This is a genomic window from Promicromonospora sp. NPDC050880 (assembly GCF_044456525.1).
Classification (GTDB): domain Bacteria; phylum Actinomycetota; class Actinomycetes; order Actinomycetales; family Cellulomonadaceae; genus Promicromonospora.
Window position 1 is genome coordinate 360,997 of record NZ_JBITFV010000001.1, and the last position, 17,411, is coordinate 378,407.

Consider the following 17,411-nt stretch of genomic DNA (forward strand, 5'->3'; position numbering starts at 1 on the left):
TCGGTCGCGGTCGACGTCGCCACCGCCCCCACCCGGCCCCGCACGCGAGGCATGGCTGGCCGCCGTGCGGCAGGTCCTGGCCCCCGTGCGTCCGTACGTCCGTTCGCTCGTCCGTTCGGTCCGCGGGGAGGCGCGGTCGTCCGCCTCAGCAGCGTACGGTCGTCCGGATCTGAAGCTCACCGCTGCCGCTGGACGGTCCGACCCACCGGTACGCTGCATTGGCCGTCACGGTCGAACCGCACCGTACGGGCTCGGCAACTGTCGCCTCGACGTCGTCCACGGTTTCGAGCCCACCGCTTCCAGGCCTCACCGTCACATACCCATTACCCGACGGGTCGGTGAATTTCATCGAGACCCAGTAGATCTCGACGCTGTAGTTCGCCGACAACGCCTGGTCGTCCGTGACCGTGGCCCGTGCGTAGACCGTGCCGTTCGAGTTCTGCCGGATCGACAGGCAGCGGTCGACCTGCACGCCCTCGCACTTGCCCGCGAGTCGCGTCCATGCCGATGCCGGTGCGGCGGTGAGCAGCGTCGTTGCGGTCGCGAGTGCGACCACCATCGCCGACACACCAAATGCCCTTTTCCGTGTTCTCATTGCTGCCCCCTGATGCTCGAACCAGCATGCCTTGGCCCCTGAAGCGTAAGCAGCAGGTCCCGCCGTCGCACACCGGAGCGCGGCGAGCTGCATCGTGGAGGGCCCGGTCCGCGGGTCGCGTACGACTGGTACGAACCGTCCAGCGTGGTACCGATTGGGAGGACCATCATCCCGTCCCATGCGCCGTCGTGCGTGTACCCGCTGGCCAGCTCCGTGGGACTGCCCCAGGAACGGGCGACATTGACCTGCCCCACGGGTTGGTTTCCAGTCTCAGTGATGTGTCGAGGCCTGACTGCAAGACTTCGAGGAAACCACCATGGGCGGTCGGCTGCGGGTCGGGTGAAGCAGACATTGCGGCTCCGGTTCTGGGCCCAGCCGCGAGCGACTTAGGGCTATTTAGGGCCAGCCAGCGCTGCTTCCAGCCCTCCAGAATGCACGAAGCCCAGGTCAGAAACACTCTCTGACCTGGGCTTCCGCACTCTGAGCGGGCGACGGGAATCGAACCCGCGTAATTAGTTTGGAAGCCATGGGGGTGGCGTTCGGATGGTGCGGGCCAATCAGTCGAAAATGGCCGCTGACCTGGTCTTAGCGTAATGCTGGATTGGGCTCGTGTGGGGTCGGGGCTGAACCTTATTGGTCCTAACTAGGGCCAGTTTGGCGGAAGCTAGGGCCAATAGGGGTCAGCCTCACGGATCTCCGTCAGCGATGGGCGGAGGCGATGGCTGAAGGATCGATCGGCGAGCCAAGGGTTCCTCGTGGCCGGAGGTCTGTCTGCTCTCCGATGCGGTCCTGGGGTGCGTTTCGCCTCGAGGAGCCGTCAGTCGTGGTCCCAGGGAAAGTCCGCGTGCCACCAGCGGTGGTAGTGGTCGAGCTGGACTGGGAACTTGGCAAGGATGCGGCGGTCGAGTTCGTGAACAAGGTTTCTCAGCTCACGTGCGGGGCGGCGTGGCAGGCGATGCATCGCTTGCTCAAGGGTGTCGCGATCGTCGAGCGGGCTGCCGCAGCACTCCCTTATTCCGCAACCGTACCCGTGCCTGCCCCACGGTCTGTGGGTGCGGGCTTCGCGGTCCCAGTTCTGGAGAGCGCCGAAGACTTCACCGGGAATGGTCTCGGCGAGCGTCATGGCCGCCTGGGTCGAACCCGAAAGACGTCCGTCCTTGGTGGATTGCCAACGGAACGCGATCGGTCGGTACTTGCGGAGCCGACGTGCGGCGTGCTGCCGCACTTGAACAGGACGCCTACGCGGCATGTCCCTTCGTGGTAGTCATGGCGCAGATCCTAGCTGGACCGGCGTGGTCGCTTCGATGTTCCTGAACCACTCGACGGTCGATGACGGCGCCCGCAGCGAACTCCTCAGTCTGCTCACCACGATCAACGACGGGTTCACCGCTGCACGTCGTGCACCTGACGAGGTGGCCAAGGATGAGCTTTGACCTGACGATCCTCGCGACGATGCCTGACACCTCCGACGACGAGATTCGCGCCCAGCCACTGCGATGCGCCGCCGGGCGGGACCATCCGGAGGGCGACCTCGACGCGCGCATCGTCCGGTTCTACGAGGTGCTCCGCGGGGTACACCTGGATAGCGGCCCGACGTCACGCCGCGAGGAGACCCCTGGGCGTCATCACCGCTGGACACTGGAATCGACCACGTAACCATGAACCTGCGACACGGCCGCGCCGGCGACATCATCGACACGATCGTCGAGCTGGCGCCCTCCATGGTCTTGTGGTCTTCGATCCGCAGGACGGAACGATCATCCGTCCGAACCAGCCAGGCAGCACAACTCACAGGACCGCGACGCTATGACTTCGGTCGCCGACCGCGCCCTCCAGATCCTGGAGCGCGCACGGCTCGCCCTCGGACCCGGACTGACAGTGGACCAACTGGCCGAGATACAGCACACCTACGGCTTCACCTTCAACGACGACCACGCTGCCCTGCTCCGACACACCACGCCCGAGGGCTGGGTCGAATGGTTCGGCGACGACTCCGTCGTCCGGGACAGGCTCGCGTGGCCGATCGAAGGCATCCTCTTCGATGTTGAGCAAAACGCCTTCCACCCTGGTGCGGGATCTGCGCTCTGGCTATGGTCGCGTTCGTTTACGCGACCTACTCAGTTCCTGGGCGGCTCTGGTCTGCGCAGCGTTGGCGGCCCGCACCAGACCCGTGCCCAGGCGGGACAGCCGCGGCCGTCCCAGCAGGTGATTGAGTCCGCCATGTTCAGCGAGGCGCTCCTGACCCGGACGACCACCTCGCCGGGACCAGGAGCCGGGGTTCGACCGGTGGCGACCCGCAGGACGCCGACCGGGCCGTACGCGCCCGCAGCACCGACCTCACAGAGGGCCGCCCGAAGTGACCGGTACACGTCGCAACGCGAGGAAGTCGGTGATGCCGAACAGCTGCGTAGACCGGCGTTCCCGCGCCGACAGGTAGGCCAGCGCCTCGGCTGGTTCGACCATCCGCGGGGACACCGTATGGGTGATCCCGTCGACCCGGAGTTCCGCAGACCCCGCAGCACGGACGTTCCGCAGCCAGTCGACCTCGGGTCCGTACGGGAGGTAGACGAGGAACTCGCCGTCCATCGGAAGCACTCCGATCGGCGTCACGTACGGCGCTCCCGACCGGCGCCCGACGTGGCGGATCAGCGCCGTGGACGAGCCGGGTTCCCCTGCGCTTCGCGCCATCCCGTGGTTGGTGCCCCACCGGCCGAGTCTGCGGATCATCAGCAGCGCGCGCCGGTTCTTGGTGCGCATGGCCATCAAGAGCGTGGTGAACGCGCCGAGCGCCACCACCAGCAGTCCCACGACCACCCAGAGAATCCACACCCACATGACGTCCTGCCCTGCCTTTCCGAGGATCTACGATGCATGGCTGAGGTGGACTGGCTGCCCGAGGCCGGCAAGGGTTTGGGCGGCGCAAGATCGCGACGCCATGACTTCACTCCGCACGGCAGACACCGAACCACGGGGTGCCCTCACACGGCCCGAGTGCTCGAGTCTGCGGGCGCCCTGGTCGACCGGGACGGCCTCGGGGCTGGGAGCCACGCATCGGTAGCGACCACCACGGCGTGGACGTCCCGGACGACGGCCCTCATGTCCTCACCGGCCGTCGCTCGACGTGACCGGGACGCGCTGCAGCACGAGGAACTCGGTGACGCCGAGGAGGCGCACGAGAAAGGTGTGCCTCGGGAACAGGTGGGGCGTCGCCTCGGTCAGCCCGATGACGCGCGCGGCCGATACCTGGTGCGACTGGCCGTCGACCACCAGCTCCGCGGTGCCCGCCGCGCGGAGGTTGCGCAGCCAGTCCGTCTCCTGCCCGTACGACAGGTTGACGAGATAGCCCTCCTCCAGCGGGTACACCCCGATGGGCGTCTCGTAGGGCTTGCCCGAGCTCCGTCCCACGTGCCGGAGCACGCTGAGCTCCGCGCCGGGCCGGCCGGCCCGGCGCAGTGCCCGGGGGTTGTTCAGCCGCCGGTTGAACCCGCGGACGACGGCGAGGGCCCGCGGGTGCTTGGTGCGCATGGTGAGCACGAGCGCGAGGGCCACGCCCAGCACCAGTGCGACCAGGCTGACGATCATCCAGAGGACCCAGCTCCACATATGTTCCCGCTTCCGTGACGTCGTTTCCCTGAGTGCAGCTGAGGGTCGGACTGACCTCCGGCAAACGTGATCGACTGAATGGGCCTCGGGGCATGCCGGAAAGTGTCAGCACCCACCCGACGACAGCAGCGCGGGCGCATCAGGCCTTCCATGCCCACCTTGCAGCCTTTTCGCCCCGCACTGCCGGCTTGCCGAACTTAAGGCAGACGCCGCCCGGACGGGCAAGTCCTTCAGGATCGTAAGAAATCGAATCGTCCCGATGGGCCAGTGCTGTGGCGTTGACCGGTCCTGATCCCACAGCAGGTCAGGGACCAGATCCTCGATCACGAGCCCGCAGCCTGCCCCGAACCCGCAGGTCAGGCATAGCGGACACGCCGACCATTCTGAAACGAGGTCTTCGGGCCCATTAGGGCCCACGCAGCACCGCTTCCAGCCCTCGGAACGCACGAAGCCCAGGTCAGAAAAAGTCTCTGGCCTGGGCTTCCGCACTCTGAGCGGGCGACGGGAATCGAACCCGCGTAATTAGTTTGGAAGACTAAGGCTCTACCATTGAGCTACGCCCGCAAGCCCGTGCCGTGGAGCACGGTGCGGGCCATACCTTAGCAAACCTCGCGTGCCCGTCTCTCCGTCACGCGTGTGCGGCCCTGTACCGTCCACCGACGTCACGCCCGCGACCGGCCCCCAGGCGGCATGCTCCCGCTGGCCCCATGACCGCCCTTCCCGGCCGCGCGACCAGTTCTCAGACCTCACGACGAACGCGACCAACACGACCCACCCCCGTGAACAGTTGTGCTCGTTCTTCCCTCACCTGAGCAGTATTGGTCACACCACTCGCCCCACCCCGTGCGAAGATGCTGCCGTGAACGACAGGCCATCCCGATGACGCAGCAGCAGCGACTCAACCTCGTGCTCGAGCTCGTGAGCGAGCGGGGCAGCGTGTCGATCACGGAGATCAGCGAGAAGCTCGACGTGTCGACGGCCACGGTCCGGCGTGACCTCAACACCCTCGCCGAGCAGCGCCTGGTCACCCGCACGCACGGCGGCGCCACGTCGCTCGGTTCGGGGTACGAGCTGCCGTTGCAGTACAAGATCGCGCGCCAGGCGGAGGCCAAGAAGGCCATCGCCCGCGCGGTGGCCGACCTGATCGGCCCGGGGGAGTCGGTGGGGCTCAACGGCGGCACCACCACCACCGAGGTCGCCCGCGAGCTGGGGCGCAGCGAGCGGCTGCGCCGCGCGGAGGCCCCCGGGGTCACCATCGTGACCAACGCGCTGAACATCGCCTACGAGCTCTCCGTGCGGGACCACGTGAAGATCGTGGTGACCGGTGGCGTGCCGCGTCGCCAGTCGTACGAGCTCGTCGGCCCGCTGGTCGGTGCGTCCCTGCAGGAGTTCAGCCTGGACACCGCGGTGCTCGGCGTCGACGGGCTCAGCGCCGCGTTCGGTGCCACCACCGTGCACGAGGGTGAGGCGGAGGTCAGCCGCCACCTCGGCGCGGTCTCGCGGCGGGTCGTGGTGGCCGCCGACGCGACGAAGCTCGGCCGCTCCACCTTCGCGCGGATCTGCCCGCTCGCCGACATCGACGTGCTGGTGACCGACCAGCCGGTGTCCGCGGAGATCGCGGCCGAGTTCGCGACCGCCGGCGTGCAGATCGTGGTCGCCACCTCGGCCTGAGCTGCCGCTGCGGGTCCTCTCGCCGGGTGCTGCCCCCGGGGGGAGGCGGGTTCGGCGCATGTTACGGCGCCGTAAAAGGTCTTGACGCCCCTACTTGCGCGCGCCCGGAACCTCTACTGTCTGAACATGCTCAATTCAGAGTCAAAAGTTGCAAGTTCGAGCACGCATCCTCTGATCGCAGGCACGACGTCGTGCCCGACCGGATGCGGCTCGGCATGAGCGCGTCAGACCCGGCGTCGGCCGAGCAGGGGATCCGTGTCGCCGTCGTCGGCTACGGGGCTCGCTCACCGATCGCCGCGCACGTGCCGAACGCCCGGCCCGGTGCGTACGTCAGTGCCGTCGTCGACACCACGCCGGCAGGCCGCGAACGCGGACGGGCCGCGCACCCCGAGGCCGCCGTGCACGCGAGCGTCGACGAGCTGGTCGCCGCCGGCACCGCCGACGCCGCGCTCGTGCTCACCCCGGACGACACGCACGAGGAGATCGCCGTCGCGCTGCTGCGGGCCGGTGTCGCCGTCTACCTGGAGAAGCCGCTCGCGATCACCGTCGAGGGCGCCGACCACGTGCTGGCCACCGCCGCGGAGACCGGGACACCGCTCTACGTGGGCCACAACTTCCGGCACTCCGGGGTCGTGCGCACCATGCGCGGCGTGATCGAGCGCGGCGAGATCGGCGAGGTCCGCGCCGTCTGGGTGCGGCACTTCGTCGGCAACGGCGGCGACTACTACTTCAAGGACTGGCACGCCGACCGCTCCCGGACCAACACCCTGCTGCTGCAGAAGGCCAGCCACGACATCGACGTCGTGCACTACCTCGCCTCCGGGTACACGCGCCGGGTGGTGGGCATGGGCGACCTGATGATCTACGGCGGTATCGAGGACCGCCGCGACCGCACCGGCGAGACCATGCCCGACTGGTTCTCCTTCGACAACTGGCCGCCCGCGTCGCAGACCGGCCTGAACCCCGTGGTCGACGTCGAGGACGTCTCGATGATGCTGATGCGCCTCGACAACGGAGTGCAGGCCAGCTACCAGCAGTGCCACTTCACGCCCGACTACTGGCGCAACTACACGGTCATCGGCACCGAGGGCCGGCTGGAGAACGTCGGCGACACCGGCGGCGGCGTGGTCAAGGTCTGGAACCGCCGCCACGAGTGGCAGGTCGCGGGCGACGTCGAGCACCCCATCGACGGTGTCGCCAGCGGTCACGCCGACGCCGACCTGCTGACCATGACCGAGTTCCTCGACCACGTGCTGGACGGGGCGCCCACCGTAGTCTCGCCCGTCGCCGCACGCGAGGCCGTGGCTGCCGGGGCGCTGGCCGCCGAGTCGCTGCGCGACGGCTCCCGGCCCCGTGACGTCCCCGACCTGCCCGAGCACGTGCTCGCGCACTTCGCCCGCCGAACAGCAGTTCCCGCACCCCCCGCCCCCGGAAGGACCACCCCATGAGAGCGACACCCCGAACTTCACCCGCCGCCCGCCGCACCGCGGGCGCGGCCGTCGCGGTCGCCGTCGCGACGGCCCTCGCGGCCTGCGGCTCCACCTCGCAGGACGAGGCGGCCGGCGCGTACGCGGCGCCCGACGCCGACCTCGCCGCCTCGATCACCTACGGCGTCTGGGACCAGAACCAGGTGCCCGCGATCGAGGAGAACATCGCCGCGTTCAACGAGATCTACCCGGACATCGACGTGACTGTGAACGTCACGCCGTTCGCCGAGTACTGGACCAAGCTGCAGACCCAGGCCTCCAGCGAGACGCTGCCGGACCTGTTCTGGATGAACGGGCCCAACATCGGCCTGTACGCGTCCAACGGCATGCTCGAACCGATCACGGGCGCCGTCGACGCCGGCGACATCGACCCCGCGAACTACCCGGAGGCGCTCGTCGACCTCTACACGATCGACGACGTGTCCTACGGGGTGCCCAAGGACTTCGACACCATCGGCGTCTGGGTCAACACCGCGCTCGTCGAGCAGGCCGGGGTGGAGCTCCCCGAGGACGGCTGGACCTGGGACGAGTTCCAGCGGACCGCCGTCGAGATCTCCGACGCGCTCGCCGACGAGGGCGTCTACGGCGCGGCGGGTGGCATGGACGGCCAGACCACGTACTACAACACCATCTTCCAGGCCGGCGGGACCGTCGTCGAGGACGGCACCTCCGGCTACGCGTCCCCCGAGGCACAGGCCGGTCTGCAGTTCTGGACGGACCTCATCGCCTCCGGCGGCTCGCCGTCCGTCCAGCAGCTCACCGACACCACCGCCGACCAGTGGTTCACCTCGGGCAAGCTGGCGATGTACTGGGGCGGCAGCTGGTTCCGGTCCGCGCTCACCGACACGGACCTGGCCGAGGACGTCACGGTGCTGCCGCTGCCGTCGGGCCAGGAGCAGGCGACGGTCATCCACGGCGTGGCCAACGTGGTGTCGGCGACCTCGAAGGAGAAGCAGGCCGCGCAGGCGCTCCAGGTGTTCCTCGCCGGCGAGGAGGCACAGCAGCAGCAGGGCGATGCCGGCGCCGTGATCCCCGCCTTCACCGGCACGCAGGGCGCCTTCACGGCCTCGATGCCCGACGCCGACCTCCAGGTGTTCCTCGACGCCGTCGACTACTCCCGTCCGCTGCCGGTCAGCCTCAACTCCGCCGAGTGGAACGCGCTGGAGACCGAGCTGCTGCCCCAGGCCTTCTCGGGCGAACGGCCCGTCGCCGACGTCGCCACCGAGCTGGCGGACCAGATGAACGCGGCGCTGGCCGAGGAGTGATCGCATGACCACCACCCAGCAGGCCCCGCCCGCGCCGTCCCTCGTGGGGCGGCCCGGGCGGGGCGGCCGGCCCCCGCGCGGGCCGCGACCCGGCGGGGCACTGTGGCCCTGGCTCTTCGTCGCGCCGCTCGTGGCCGGGATCGCCGTGTTCTACCTGTGGCCGATCGTCCAGACCGCCTGGTACTCGCTGACCGAGACCGGCCCCTTCGGCGGCTCGACGTTCGCGGGCGTCGCGAACTACGCCGCACTGTTCCAGGACACCGAGCTGTACCTGTCGCTCGGCAACACCCTGCTCTACACCGTCGTGGTGCTGCTCGGCATCCCGATCGCGGTGGGCCTGGCCAGCCTGCTGAACCTGCCCGGCCTGCGGCTCGCCGCGCTCTACCGCGTGCTGTTCTTCCTGCCGTACGTGGCGATGCCCACCGCGGTCGCCATGGTCTGGCGGGTCATCTTCAACGGCGACTTCGGCATCCTCAACCGGGCCCTGGCCGTGGTCGGCATCGAGGGGCCGTACTGGATCTCCACGCCCGGGGCCGCGACCGTCGCCGTCGCCGTCGTCGGCCTGTGGTCGTCGCTCGGGTTCAACATGATCGTGCTCGCCGCGGGGCTCAAGAACATCCCACCGGAGCTCTACGAGGCCGCCGAGCTGGACGGCGCCTCCCGGTGGCGGCAGTTCCGGTCGGTGACCGTACCGCTGCTGACCCCGAGCATCTTCTTCGTGCTGATCATCACGGTCATCGCGAGCTTCCAGGTGTTCGACCTGCTCTACGCGATCCTCGGCAGCAGCAACCCGGTGCTGCCGCGCAGCATGTCGCTCGTCTACTTCTTCTACCGCGAGGGGTTCGTGGCCAACGACAAGGGGTACGCGGCCGCCATCGCGATGGTCATCTTCCTGCTCATCGGCCTGCTGACCGCGCTCCAGTTCCGGCTCCAGAGGCGGTGGGTGCACAGTGACTGACACCGCCGCACGCCAGGCCCTTCCCCGCCGTCCGCGTGGCCGTGGCGGCTCCCACGTCGTCGCGCACGTGGTGCTCGGGCTGGGCAGCCTGGTCATGGCCTTCCCGTTCGTCTGGCAGATCATCATGTCGCTGTCGACCAACGCCGAGGTGCAGAGCGTCACACCCGTGTTCTGGCCCGCAGAGCTCCGGTGGGACAACTACGCCCAGGTCTTCGACCGGATGCCGTTCCTCCAGCAGCTCGGCAACTCCGTGCTCGTCACCGTGCTGCGCACCCTCGCGCAGATCCTGTTCTGCACGCTCGCGGGCTACGCGTTCGCGCGGATGCGGTTCCGCGGGCGCGGCGTGCTCCTGGCCCTCGTGCTGTCCATCCTCATGGTGCCGTCACAGGTCTACCTGCTGTCGCAGTACCAGATCATCCAGGGGTTCGGCCTGCTCGACAGCGTGGGCGGCCTCGTGCTGCCCGGCCTGTTCAGCGCGTTCGGCACCTTCCTGATGCGGACGGCGTTCCTGGCGATGCCGGACGAGCTGGAGGAGGCCGCGCGCCTCGACGGCGCCAACCCCTTCCAGATCTTCTGGAAGATCATGCTGCCGCTCGCCCGGCCCACCGTCGCCGTGCTGGCGATCACCACGGTGCTGTGGTCGTGGAACGAGCTGCTCTGGCCCCTGGTGGTCACCACCTACAGCGAACGGATGCCGCTCTCGGCGGGGCTCGCCACGCTCATCGGCGACCGCACCACCGACTACCCGGTCGTCATGGCGGCGAGCCTGCTCGCCATGGCCCCCGTGCTCGTCCTGTTCGTGCTGCTGCAACGCCGGGTCATCGACGGCCTGGCCTCCAGCGGCCTCAAGTGAGACCTCACGTGAGACCCGGTGCGCCGCCCGGCGCACCGGCGCAGGCACCACCAGGCACCACGAGGAGGAACATGCGCACCGTTCACGGCACCGGACAGCACTCGCCGCGCACCGCTCACCCGTCCGCCACCACCCGCAGGGCCGCCGGCATCGTCGCGGCGCTCGCGGCCGCGGCCCTGCTCGGGTCCGCGGCGCTGCCCGCCGCCTACGCCCAGGGGCCCGGGCACGGGCGGCACCACCCCCGGCCGCACCCGCAGGTGAGCACGGCGACGTACACGCCGAGCGACGAGAACATCGCCAACCCGCAGCGCGGCTTCTACCACCACACCGAGACGCACTACCGCGCCGACGGGTCCGGGTACACCCCGCTGGACCAGGCCACGCTGGCCGGCTACCGCGCGGAGGGGATCACCCAGATCCTGCGCGTCTTCTACCTGGAAAAGTTCGCCGGCACGCCGCAGCTCGACCAGGCGTTCCTCGACCTCGTGCAGGCCGACTACGACACCGCCCGCGCCGCCGGCGTCTCGGTGATCACCCGGTTCGCCTACGCGCAGGGCGGGGAATGGCCCTACAGCCCGCCCTACGGTGACGCGCCGCTGAGCACGGTCCTGGCGCACATCGACCAGCTCGGCCCGCTGCTGCGCGCCAACGCCGACGTCGTCCCCGTGGTGCAGAACGGGTTCGTCGGGCTCTGGGGCGAGGGCTACTACACCGACCACTTCGTGGCCGACCCGGCCGACCCCGGCGTCGTCACCGACGCCGACTGGGCCAACCGGTCGGCCGTGACGCAGGCCCTGCTCGACGAGCTGCCCGAGAGCCGTGCGGTGCAGGTGCGCACGATGCTCTCCAAGCAGCGCCTGCTGGGCGTGCCCTCCGGGGCGGGCAGCGCGGTAGGCCCCGGTGAGGCCTGGACGGGGGAGACGATCGCGCGCGTGGGCCACCACAACGACTGCCTGCTGGCCTCGCCCGACGACTTCGGCACGTTCCTCTCCGACCCGATCACCCTCGACCAGGAGTACCTCGAGGCCGAGAGCCGGTACGTGCCCGTCGGCGGCGAGACCTGCGCCGTCAACGCGCCCCGCTCCGAGTGGGCCAGCGCGTCGGCGGAGCTGGCGCGCTACCACTACAGCTACCTCAACCGCGACTACAACCAGGACGTCCTGAACTCCTGGGGCCAGGAGGGCATCGCGGAGACCGCCCGCCGGCTCGGCTACCGGTTCGTGCTGGAGTCGAGCTCGGTCTCCGCGCGGGGCAGCGCCCCGACCGTGAGCGTGACGGTCCGCAACGACGGCTGGGCCGCGCCCTACACCCCGCGCCCGGCCACGCTGGTGCTGACCCGCGCCGACGGCACGGAGGTGACGGTGCCGTTCGGCTCCGACGCCCGGTCGTGGCTGCCCGGCACGACGACGACGCTGACCGCCGCGCTCGCCGACGTCCCGGCGGGGACGTACACGCTCGCGCTCGGGCTGCCGTCCGCCGACGCGGGGACGAGCGGGGACCCGCGCTTCGCGATCCGCACGGCGAACGTCGGCACCTGGGACACGACGCGCGGCGTGAACGTGCTGGAGGGGACGGTGACCGTCGGGTAGGCCCGGCGCACAGACGGAGCCCGGGTCAGGACCGTGCCTGACCCGGGCTCCGCCGACGAGGCGGCGACGTCGTCAGCCCTTCACCGACCCCGAGGCCAGCCCGGCCACGTAGTACCGCTGCAACGCCACGTACAGCAGCACGCAGGGGATCATCGCGATCACCGACCCCGCGGCCAGCAGCCCGAAGTTGACCTGCCCGTACGCCCCCTGCTGCAGGTTCACCAGCGACACCGGCAGCGTGTACAGGGTGGAGTCGGTCAGGAACGTCAGCGCCCCGAGGAACTCGGTCCACGACGCCAGGAACGCGTACAGCGCGGCGGTGGCGGTGCCCGGCACCACCAGGGGCCGCAGCACCGACACGAGGATCCGCATCGTCCCCGCCCCGTCCACGTGCGCGGAGTCCTCCAGCTCCGCGGGCACGGCGGCGAACGTGTTGCGCATGACGAAGATGCCGAACGGCAGGTTCACCGTCGTGTAGAACAGCACGAGCCCGAACAGGCTGTCCGTGAGGCCCATGACGTTCATCTGCAGGTACAGCGGCGTGAGGATGGCCTGGAACGGGATCATCAGCGTGACGAGCACCAGCCCGAACAGGATCCCGCGGCCCCGGAACGGGAACCGGGCGAACCCGTATCCCGCCAGCGTCGCGAGCGCGGCGGTGAGCACCGCCGTCGAGACCGACACGATCGCCGAGTTGAGGATGCCGCGCCACACCTCCGGCTGGTCGATCACCGCCCGGAAGTTGACCCAGGAGAGGTCGAAGAACCGGTCGTCCGGGGCCGCCACGATCACGTCGCCCGGCTGCCCGGCCCGCACGAACGCGACCGCCAGCGGCACCAGGAACACCAGCGCGGCGAGCGTGCCGCCCACCAGGTAGAGCGTCCGCTTGACCCGCGTGTCCCGCTCGGGCCCCGAGGGGCGGGACGCCGCGGCCGAGCCTGCGGAACGTCCCACGGCGGCACCCCGCGGCGCCGAAGTCACAGCAGTCATGTCAGCTCCTCTCCCGCAGCAGCCAGAACTGGGCCGCGGTGACCAGACCGGTGATGACCACCAGCACGAGCGACATCGCCGTGGCCGCCCCGAGCTGGAGCTGCACGAACGCGCGCCGGTAGATGGCCATGACGATCGTCGTGGTGTCTGACCCGGGCCCGCCCTGGGTCAGGATGTAGAACTGCGTGAACGCGAGGAACGAGCCGATCACCGACAGGATCACGGTCATCGCGATGGTCCGGCGCAGCATCGGCACCGTGATCTGCACCTCGCGCTGCCACCACGAGGCGCCGTCGATCTCCGCCGACTCGTAGACCTCGCGCGGGATGCCCTGCATGCCGGACATGAGCAGCACCATCGTCAGCCCCGACACGCCCCAGATCACCATGACGCACAGCAGCCCCGTGGCGAGCGGGCCGTCCACGAGCCACGCCGTCGTCCCGTCCGTGAGACCCAGGAACCGCAGCGCCACGTTGACCATGCCGCTGTTCGGCTGGGCCTCCAGCAGCATGAGGAAGCTGAGCGTCGTCAGCCCGATGACGAACGGGACGAAGAAGATGGTGCGCAGCAGGGTCGCGCCCCGCCGGTTGGACCGCACCAGCACGGCCAGCCCGTACCCGAGCAGCAGGATCGGCAGCGTGACGATCGCCGTGTACAGCAGGGTGTAGCCCAGCGCGCTCCAGAACGTGGGGTCCGTGAGCACCGAGGCGTAGTTGTCGAGCCCGATGAACCGGTACGGCCCGATCAGCGGGAAGTTGGTCAGCGAGATGTACACCGCCACGACCAGCGGCACGAACACGAAGACGACCACCAGTGCCACGGCGGGCGTCACCAGGGCCAGCCCGGTGCGGTGGGGGTGCGTCAGGGTCCCGCTCCGGCGGCGGCGCGGGGGCTGCGGGGCCGACGGCGTCGCCGGGCCCGACGTCGGCGGGCGGCCCGCCACGGTGGGCGCGCTCATGCCTGCGCCTGCCTCAGGATGCGGTCGTACGTGGTCTGGGCCTCGTCCATGGCGGCATCGACCTCCCCGTCGAAGACGGCAGAGCGGAACATGCGCAGCCATGGTCCGTCCTGCTGGTTGTAGATGAGGTTGTAGGCGAGCGTGGTGGGCGCGTAGCCGCGGTCGATCGCCTCCAGCGGCGGCAGCACGAACGGGTTCTCCCGCGCGAACTCCGGCGTGACGACGTCGGACCGGACGGGCGAGTAGAAGCCTTTGGGCATGCGCGACTGCTGCTCCACCGAGACGGCGAACTTCATGAACTCCCACGCCGCCGACGGGTTCCTGGCCCCGTTGGGCATGCACAGGTTGTCGCCGCCGTCGAAGAAGGCACGCCCGCCGTCGGGCCCGGGCAGCATGACGACCCGCGTGCGCTCCAGGAGCGCCGGGTCCGCGTTCGGCACGACGACGCCGTACCCCGCCGGGAACATCCCCAGCCGGCCGGCGGTGTAGTCGGCGGACCAGCGCGACGCGTCGTCGGAGAAGCTGCCGGGCGGCACGAGCTGCTCCGCCCACAGCGTGCGCTCCAGGTCGAGCGTGCGCCGCAGGGCCTCGTTGCCGGCGACGTCGCCGCGCTGGCTGCCCACGTCGCCCGCGATGAGGTCGCGGTCGGTGGCCCACACGTGCGGCTGCACCGTGAACCCCAGCGCGCCCGAGGCGTTGCCGGGGAAGGACCAGCCGTAGACGTCGTCGTCCAGGGCGGTGATGGCGCGGGCCGCCTCGAGGATGCCGTCGAAGTCCGCGGTGTGCTCCTCCACGTCCAGGCCCGCGCGGTCGAACAGCTCGGTGTTGCAGAACAGCACCGAGAAGTCGCCGATGAACGGCAGGCCGTAGTGCCGCCCGTCCTTGGTGCTCAGGGCGAGGTGCCCGGGGCTGAGCGCATCGCCGATGCCCAGGTCCTCGATGAGCGGCGTGAGGTCGGTGAACGCGCCACGGTAGGCGAACAGGGTCGAGTAGATGTCGTCGATGTCGATCACGTCGGGCACCCGCCCGCCGCGGATCGCGGTGGCGAGCTTGGTCACGTACTGCCCGTTCTGGATGGGCGTGACCTGCACCCGGATGCGGTCCTGGGCCCGGTGGAACGCGTCCACCACGGCCTGGGTGCCGTTCACGGTGTCGGATCGGCACCACAGGTTGAGGGTGCCGCTCGCGTTCTCGCCGAAGCCCGGGGCCTCGACGTCCGCCGGCCGCAGCGTGCCGCCGCAGCCGGCCAGCGCGGCGGCGACCGTCGCCGAGCCGGCCAGCGTGAGGAGCTGGCGTCTGGTGAGCTCCATTGCTCTCCTTCCGTACGCGTCGTCGCGTGGGGGGTTACGGGCCGGAGCCCGGGGTGCGGGGCCGGCCGGGTGCGACCGGCCCCGCGTGGGACAGCGGGTGGGTCAGCGGGTGGGCACCCAGACCCGCATCGGCTGCGGGCCGCGGTTGGCCCACGCGTAGTAGGGGATGGCGGTCAGGGTCACCTCACGCCCCGGGCCCTCGGCCGACGGCGCGGCCGAGTACGGCGTCGTCGCCTCCGCGTCCGGCCCGGGGACGACGGCGCCGCGTGCGCGCACGACCGTGACGCCGCCCAGCAGGTCGGGCCGGAACTCGTCGGACAGCGTGGCACCGGCGTCGATCCGCAGGTCGTCCACGACAGCGCCGTCCTCCTGGTCGGGCTGCTCCAGGGCGTAGACCAGCGGGCCGCGCTCGACGGCGACGCAGCCGCGGACGGCGTCGACCCGGGGGTCGGCGACCGTGAGGCGCGGCGTGAGCGGCAGGTCGAGCACCACCGTGTCGCCCGCGGCGAACCGGCGCGTCACGCGGGCGTACGTCCCCGCAGCGGCGGGGGAGCCGTCCAGCGTGGCGCCGTCGGCCCAGGCGGGGACGCGCAGGGCGAGCGTGGCCTCGCCGTCCGGTGCCTCCTCGACGTGCAGGGCGATGCGGCCCTCGTCGGGGTAGCGGGTCTCGACGCGCAGGCGCAGCGTGCCGCCGTCCAGGGGTGCGGTGACCGTGCCCGGCGCGTACTGGTGGAGCTGCAGGCCGGAGCCGTCCGCCGTGGCGAGGTAGCCGGTCAGGCTGGAGACCGTGCGCATGATGTTGGGCGGGCAGCACGCGCAGCTGAACCACGAGCGGCGGCCGTGGGCCGGGCTGCGGTCCTCCTCGGCGTGCGCGTCGCTGCGCAGCTGCAGGGGGTTGACGTAGAAGTACTCGGTGCCGGTCAGCGACACCCCGGCCAGGAAGCCGTTGAGCAGCATGCGCTCGATCTGGTCGGCGTACCGGGGCTCGCCCGTGGCCAGGAGCATGCGCCACGCCCACTGGACGCCACCGATCGCCGCGCACGTCTCGGCGTAGCCGCGGTCGGTGGGCAGCTCGTACGGGTCGCCGAACGACTCGCCCTCCCAGCGGGCCCCGAGGCCGCCGGTGACGTACTGCTTGCTGCGCTCCATCGCGCGGTACTGGGTGTCGAGGGCGGCCAGCAGCTGGGCGTCGCCGGTCTCGATGGCCACGTCGGCGGCGCCCGCCCCGAGGTACACCGCGCGGACGGCGTGCCCCTCGACCGTGGTCGCGTCGCGCACCCGCACGCGGTCCGAGAAGTAGGTGGGCGCCTTGCCGTGGCCCTCGATGATGCCGGTGCCGCGCGCCTCCACGAACCAGCTCGCGAGGTCCAGGTAGGCCCGCGTGCCGGTCTCGCGGTACAGCTCCACCAGGCCCATCTCGACCACCGGGTGGCCGTCCACGTCGCGCAGCTGCCCCTCGCCGTCGCCGAACGTGGCCACGAGGTGGTCGGCGAGCCGGACCGCGACGTCGAGCAGCTCGGTGTGGCCCGTGCCGCGCACCTGCGCGACCGCGGCCTGGAACAGGTGGCCCGCGCAGTACAGCTCGTGGCTCCACGGCAGGTCGCTGTACCGGGGCACGTTGCGCAGCGCCGGCACGGAGTCGAGGTAGCCGTCGTCGGCCTGGGCTGCCGCGAGGAGCGCGGTGACGCGGAGCTGGTCGGCCAGGAGCTGCTCGTCGGGTTCGCGGGCGTACTCCCAGGCGGCGGCCTCCAGCCACTTGTGCACGTCCGAGTCGGCGAAGATCGGGCCGATCGCCTCGCCCTCCGCCTGGCCCGCGGCGATCTCCAGGTTGCGCAGGTTGCCGGCCTTGCCGAGCTGGTCGAGGCCCTCGGGGATGGCGGCCGCCCGGTTGACGTCGGCCGTACGGCGCCACAGCCCGCCGTCGATGGTGACGTGCCCGGGGGCGAGGGGCCGGAGCAGCACGCGGGCGTCGGCGGAGGGTTCGGCGGGGCCGCGGGTGGTGCCGCTGGGCGTGAGGGTCGTCATCGGTCGCTCCTTCGGGACGGGAATCTCGGAAACAAGGAATCCGATTTCCTGATCGTAGAGAGTCCGGCTCGTGCACGTCAAAGGTCTGGGGAGGATCTACGATGACG

At 70.4% G+C, this 17,411-nt stretch carries 17 protein-coding genes and 1 tRNA gene; 8 read left to right on the plus strand and 10 right to left on the minus strand.

The window, feature by feature from the left end; genetic code table 11:
• Positions 1–145 precede the first annotated feature (145 nt).
• Entirely contained in the window at positions 146–559 is a 414-nt protein-coding gene (locus tag ACIBBF_RS01750) for a hypothetical protein (RefSeq protein ID WP_397409849.1), read from the minus strand.
• 853 nt (positions 560–1,412) lie between these two features.
• On the minus strand, positions 1,413–1,718 hold the full coding sequence (locus tag ACIBBF_RS01755) for a hypothetical protein (RefSeq protein ID WP_397409851.1): 306 nt from the start codon (positions 1,716–1,718) through the stop codon (positions 1,413–1,415).
• Between the two features lie 169 nt (positions 1,719–1,887).
• On the opposite strand from ACIBBF_RS01755, the gene ACIBBF_RS01760 reads away from it, so the two are divergent.
• Both ACIBBF_RS01760 and ACIBBF_RS01765 read left to right on the plus strand, forming a co-directional pair.
• Positions 1,888–2,028 carry a hypothetical protein gene (locus tag ACIBBF_RS01760; protein WP_397409852.1) on the plus strand — a complete coding sequence of 47 codons (141 nt, stop codon included), beginning with the start codon at positions 1,888–1,890 and terminating at the stop codon, positions 2,026–2,028.
• Positions 2,018–2,251, plus strand: coding sequence for a hypothetical protein (locus tag ACIBBF_RS01765; protein WP_397409854.1), 234 nt, complete (start codon positions 2,018–2,020; stop codon positions 2,249–2,251). Before ACIBBF_RS01760 ends, ACIBBF_RS01765 begins: the two co-directional genes overlap by 11 nt.
• 132 nt (positions 2,252–2,383) lie before the next feature.
• On the opposite strand, the gene ACIBBF_RS01770 is transcribed toward ACIBBF_RS01765, so the two are convergent.
• The 4 genes from ACIBBF_RS01770 to ACIBBF_RS01785 form a co-directional block, all read right to left on the minus strand.
• A complete protein-coding gene (locus tag ACIBBF_RS01770) occupies positions 2,384–2,647 on the minus strand; it encodes a hypothetical protein (protein ID WP_397409856.1) in 264 nt (87 codons plus the stop codon).
• Between the two features lie 285 nt (positions 2,648–2,932).
• Positions 2,933–3,430 (minus strand): nitroreductase family deazaflavin-dependent oxidoreductase, encoded by a 498-nt coding sequence (locus ACIBBF_RS01775; protein ID WP_397409858.1) that lies wholly within the window; start codon positions 3,428–3,430, stop codon positions 2,933–2,935.
• Positions 3,431–3,697: 267 nt separating this feature from the next.
• Positions 3,698–4,198, minus strand: coding sequence for a nitroreductase family deazaflavin-dependent oxidoreductase (locus ACIBBF_RS01780; RefSeq protein WP_397409860.1), 501 nt, complete (start codon positions 4,196–4,198; stop codon positions 3,698–3,700).
• A 493-nt stretch (positions 4,199–4,691) separates the two neighbouring features.
• Positions 4,692–4,762: transfer RNA gene (locus tag ACIBBF_RS01785), tRNA-Gly, on the minus strand.
• Positions 4,763–5,077: 315 nt separating this feature from the next.
• Between ACIBBF_RS01785 and ACIBBF_RS01790 the strand changes: the two genes are divergently transcribed.
• From ACIBBF_RS01790 to ACIBBF_RS01815, 6 genes are all read left to right on the plus strand, one after another.
• Complete coding sequence (locus ACIBBF_RS01790; protein WP_397409862.1) at positions 5,078–5,869, plus strand: DeoR/GlpR family DNA-binding transcription regulator; 792 nt, start codon at positions 5,078–5,080, stop codon at positions 5,867–5,869.
• Positions 5,870–6,084: 215 nt separating this feature from the next.
• Entirely contained in the window at positions 6,085–7,317 is a 1,233-nt protein-coding gene (locus ACIBBF_RS01795) for a Gfo/Idh/MocA family protein (RefSeq protein WP_397409864.1), read from the plus strand.
• The gene (locus ACIBBF_RS01800; protein WP_397409866.1) at positions 7,314–8,621 is read left to right on the plus strand and encodes an ABC transporter substrate-binding protein; all 1,308 of its coding nucleotides are present in this window, start codon (positions 7,314–7,316) and stop codon (positions 8,619–8,621) included. The genes ACIBBF_RS01795 and ACIBBF_RS01800 overlap by 4 nt, the downstream gene beginning before the upstream one ends.
• Before the next feature lie 4 nt (positions 8,622–8,625).
• Entirely contained in the window at positions 8,626–9,579 is a 954-nt protein-coding gene (locus tag ACIBBF_RS01805; RefSeq protein WP_397409868.1) for a carbohydrate ABC transporter permease, read from the plus strand.
• The gene (locus tag ACIBBF_RS01810) at positions 9,572–10,432 is read left to right on the plus strand and encodes a carbohydrate ABC transporter permease (RefSeq protein WP_397409869.1); all 861 of its coding nucleotides are present in this window, start codon (positions 9,572–9,574) and stop codon (positions 10,430–10,432) included. The genes ACIBBF_RS01805 and ACIBBF_RS01810 overlap by 8 nt, the downstream gene beginning before the upstream one ends.
• A gap of 71 nt (positions 10,433–10,503) precedes the next feature.
• Positions 10,504–12,021: a DUF4832 domain-containing protein gene (locus ACIBBF_RS01815; protein ID WP_397409871.1), complete on the plus strand. Its 1,518-nt coding sequence runs from the start codon at positions 10,504–10,506 to the stop codon at positions 12,019–12,021.
• Between the two features lie 72 nt (positions 12,022–12,093).
• Here ACIBBF_RS01815 and ACIBBF_RS01820 read toward each other — a convergent pair whose 3' ends face one another.
• The 4 genes from ACIBBF_RS01820 to ACIBBF_RS01835 form a co-directional block, all read right to left on the minus strand.
• Positions 12,094–13,011, minus strand: a complete 918-nt coding sequence (locus ACIBBF_RS01820) for a carbohydrate ABC transporter permease (RefSeq protein ID WP_397409873.1) — start codon at positions 13,009–13,011, stop codon at positions 12,094–12,096.
• Between the two features lies 1 nt (position 13,012).
• Positions 13,013–13,969 (minus strand): carbohydrate ABC transporter permease, encoded by a 957-nt coding sequence (locus ACIBBF_RS01825; protein ID WP_397409875.1) that lies wholly within the window; start codon positions 13,967–13,969, stop codon positions 13,013–13,015.
• Entirely contained in the window at positions 13,966–15,279 is a 1,314-nt protein-coding gene (locus ACIBBF_RS01830) for an ABC transporter substrate-binding protein (RefSeq protein ID WP_397409877.1), read from the minus strand. Before ACIBBF_RS01830 ends, ACIBBF_RS01825 begins: the two co-directional genes overlap by 4 nt.
• Before the next feature lie 102 nt (positions 15,280–15,381).
• Positions 15,382–17,304, minus strand: coding sequence for a glycoside hydrolase family 127 protein (locus tag ACIBBF_RS01835; protein ID WP_397409879.1), 1,923 nt, complete (start codon positions 17,302–17,304; stop codon positions 15,382–15,384).
• Positions 17,305–17,411: the final 107 nt, after the last annotated feature.

What these genes read in the sequence shown, in the direction of transcription:
- ACIBBF_RS01750 (WP_397409849.1), bottom strand. Translation starts at nt 559, where the DNA reads ATGGTGGTCGCACTCGCGACCGCAACGACGCTGCTCACCGCCGCACCG.
- ACIBBF_RS01755 (WP_397409851.1), bottom strand. Translation starts at nt 1,718, where the DNA reads ATGACGCTCGCCGAGACCATTCCCGGTGAAGTCTTCGGCGCTCTCCAG.
- ACIBBF_RS01765 (WP_397409854.1), top strand. Translation starts at nt 2,018, where the DNA reads ATGAGCTTTGACCTGACGATCCTCGCGACGATGCCTGACACCTCCGAC.
- ACIBBF_RS01775 (WP_397409858.1), bottom strand. Translation starts at nt 3,430, where the DNA reads ATGTGGGTGTGGATTCTCTGGGTGGTCGTGGGACTGCTGGTGGTGGCG.
- ACIBBF_RS01780 (WP_397409860.1), bottom strand. Translation starts at nt 4,198, where the DNA reads ATGTGGAGCTGGGTCCTCTGGATGATCGTCAGCCTGGTCGCACTGGTG.
- ACIBBF_RS01790 (WP_397409862.1), top strand. Translation starts at nt 5,078, where the DNA reads ATGACGCAGCAGCAGCGACTCAACCTCGTGCTCGAGCTCGTGAGCGAG.
- ACIBBF_RS01795 (WP_397409864.1), top strand. Translation starts at nt 6,085, where the DNA reads ATGAGCGCGTCAGACCCGGCGTCGGCCGAGCAGGGGATCCGTGTCGCC.
- ACIBBF_RS01800 (WP_397409866.1), top strand. Translation starts at nt 7,314, where the DNA reads ATGAGAGCGACACCCCGAACTTCACCCGCCGCCCGCCGCACCGCGGGC.
- ACIBBF_RS01805 (WP_397409868.1), top strand. Translation starts at nt 8,626, where the DNA reads ATGACCACCACCCAGCAGGCCCCGCCCGCGCCGTCCCTCGTGGGGCGG.
- ACIBBF_RS01815 (WP_397409871.1), top strand. Translation starts at nt 10,504, where the DNA reads ATGCGCACCGTTCACGGCACCGGACAGCACTCGCCGCGCACCGCTCAC.
- ACIBBF_RS01820 (WP_397409873.1), bottom strand. Translation starts at nt 13,011, where the DNA reads ATGACTGCTGTGACTTCGGCGCCGCGGGGTGCCGCCGTGGGACGTTCC.
- ACIBBF_RS01825 (WP_397409875.1), bottom strand. Translation starts at nt 13,969, where the DNA reads ATGAGCGCGCCCACCGTGGCGGGCCGCCCGCCGACGTCGGGCCCGGCG.
- ACIBBF_RS01830 (WP_397409877.1), bottom strand. Translation starts at nt 15,279, where the DNA reads ATGGAGCTCACCAGACGCCAGCTCCTCACGCTGGCCGGCTCGGCGACG.
- ACIBBF_RS01835 (WP_397409879.1), bottom strand. Translation starts at nt 17,304, where the DNA reads ATGACGACCCTCACGCCCAGCGGCACCACCCGCGGCCCCGCCGAACCC.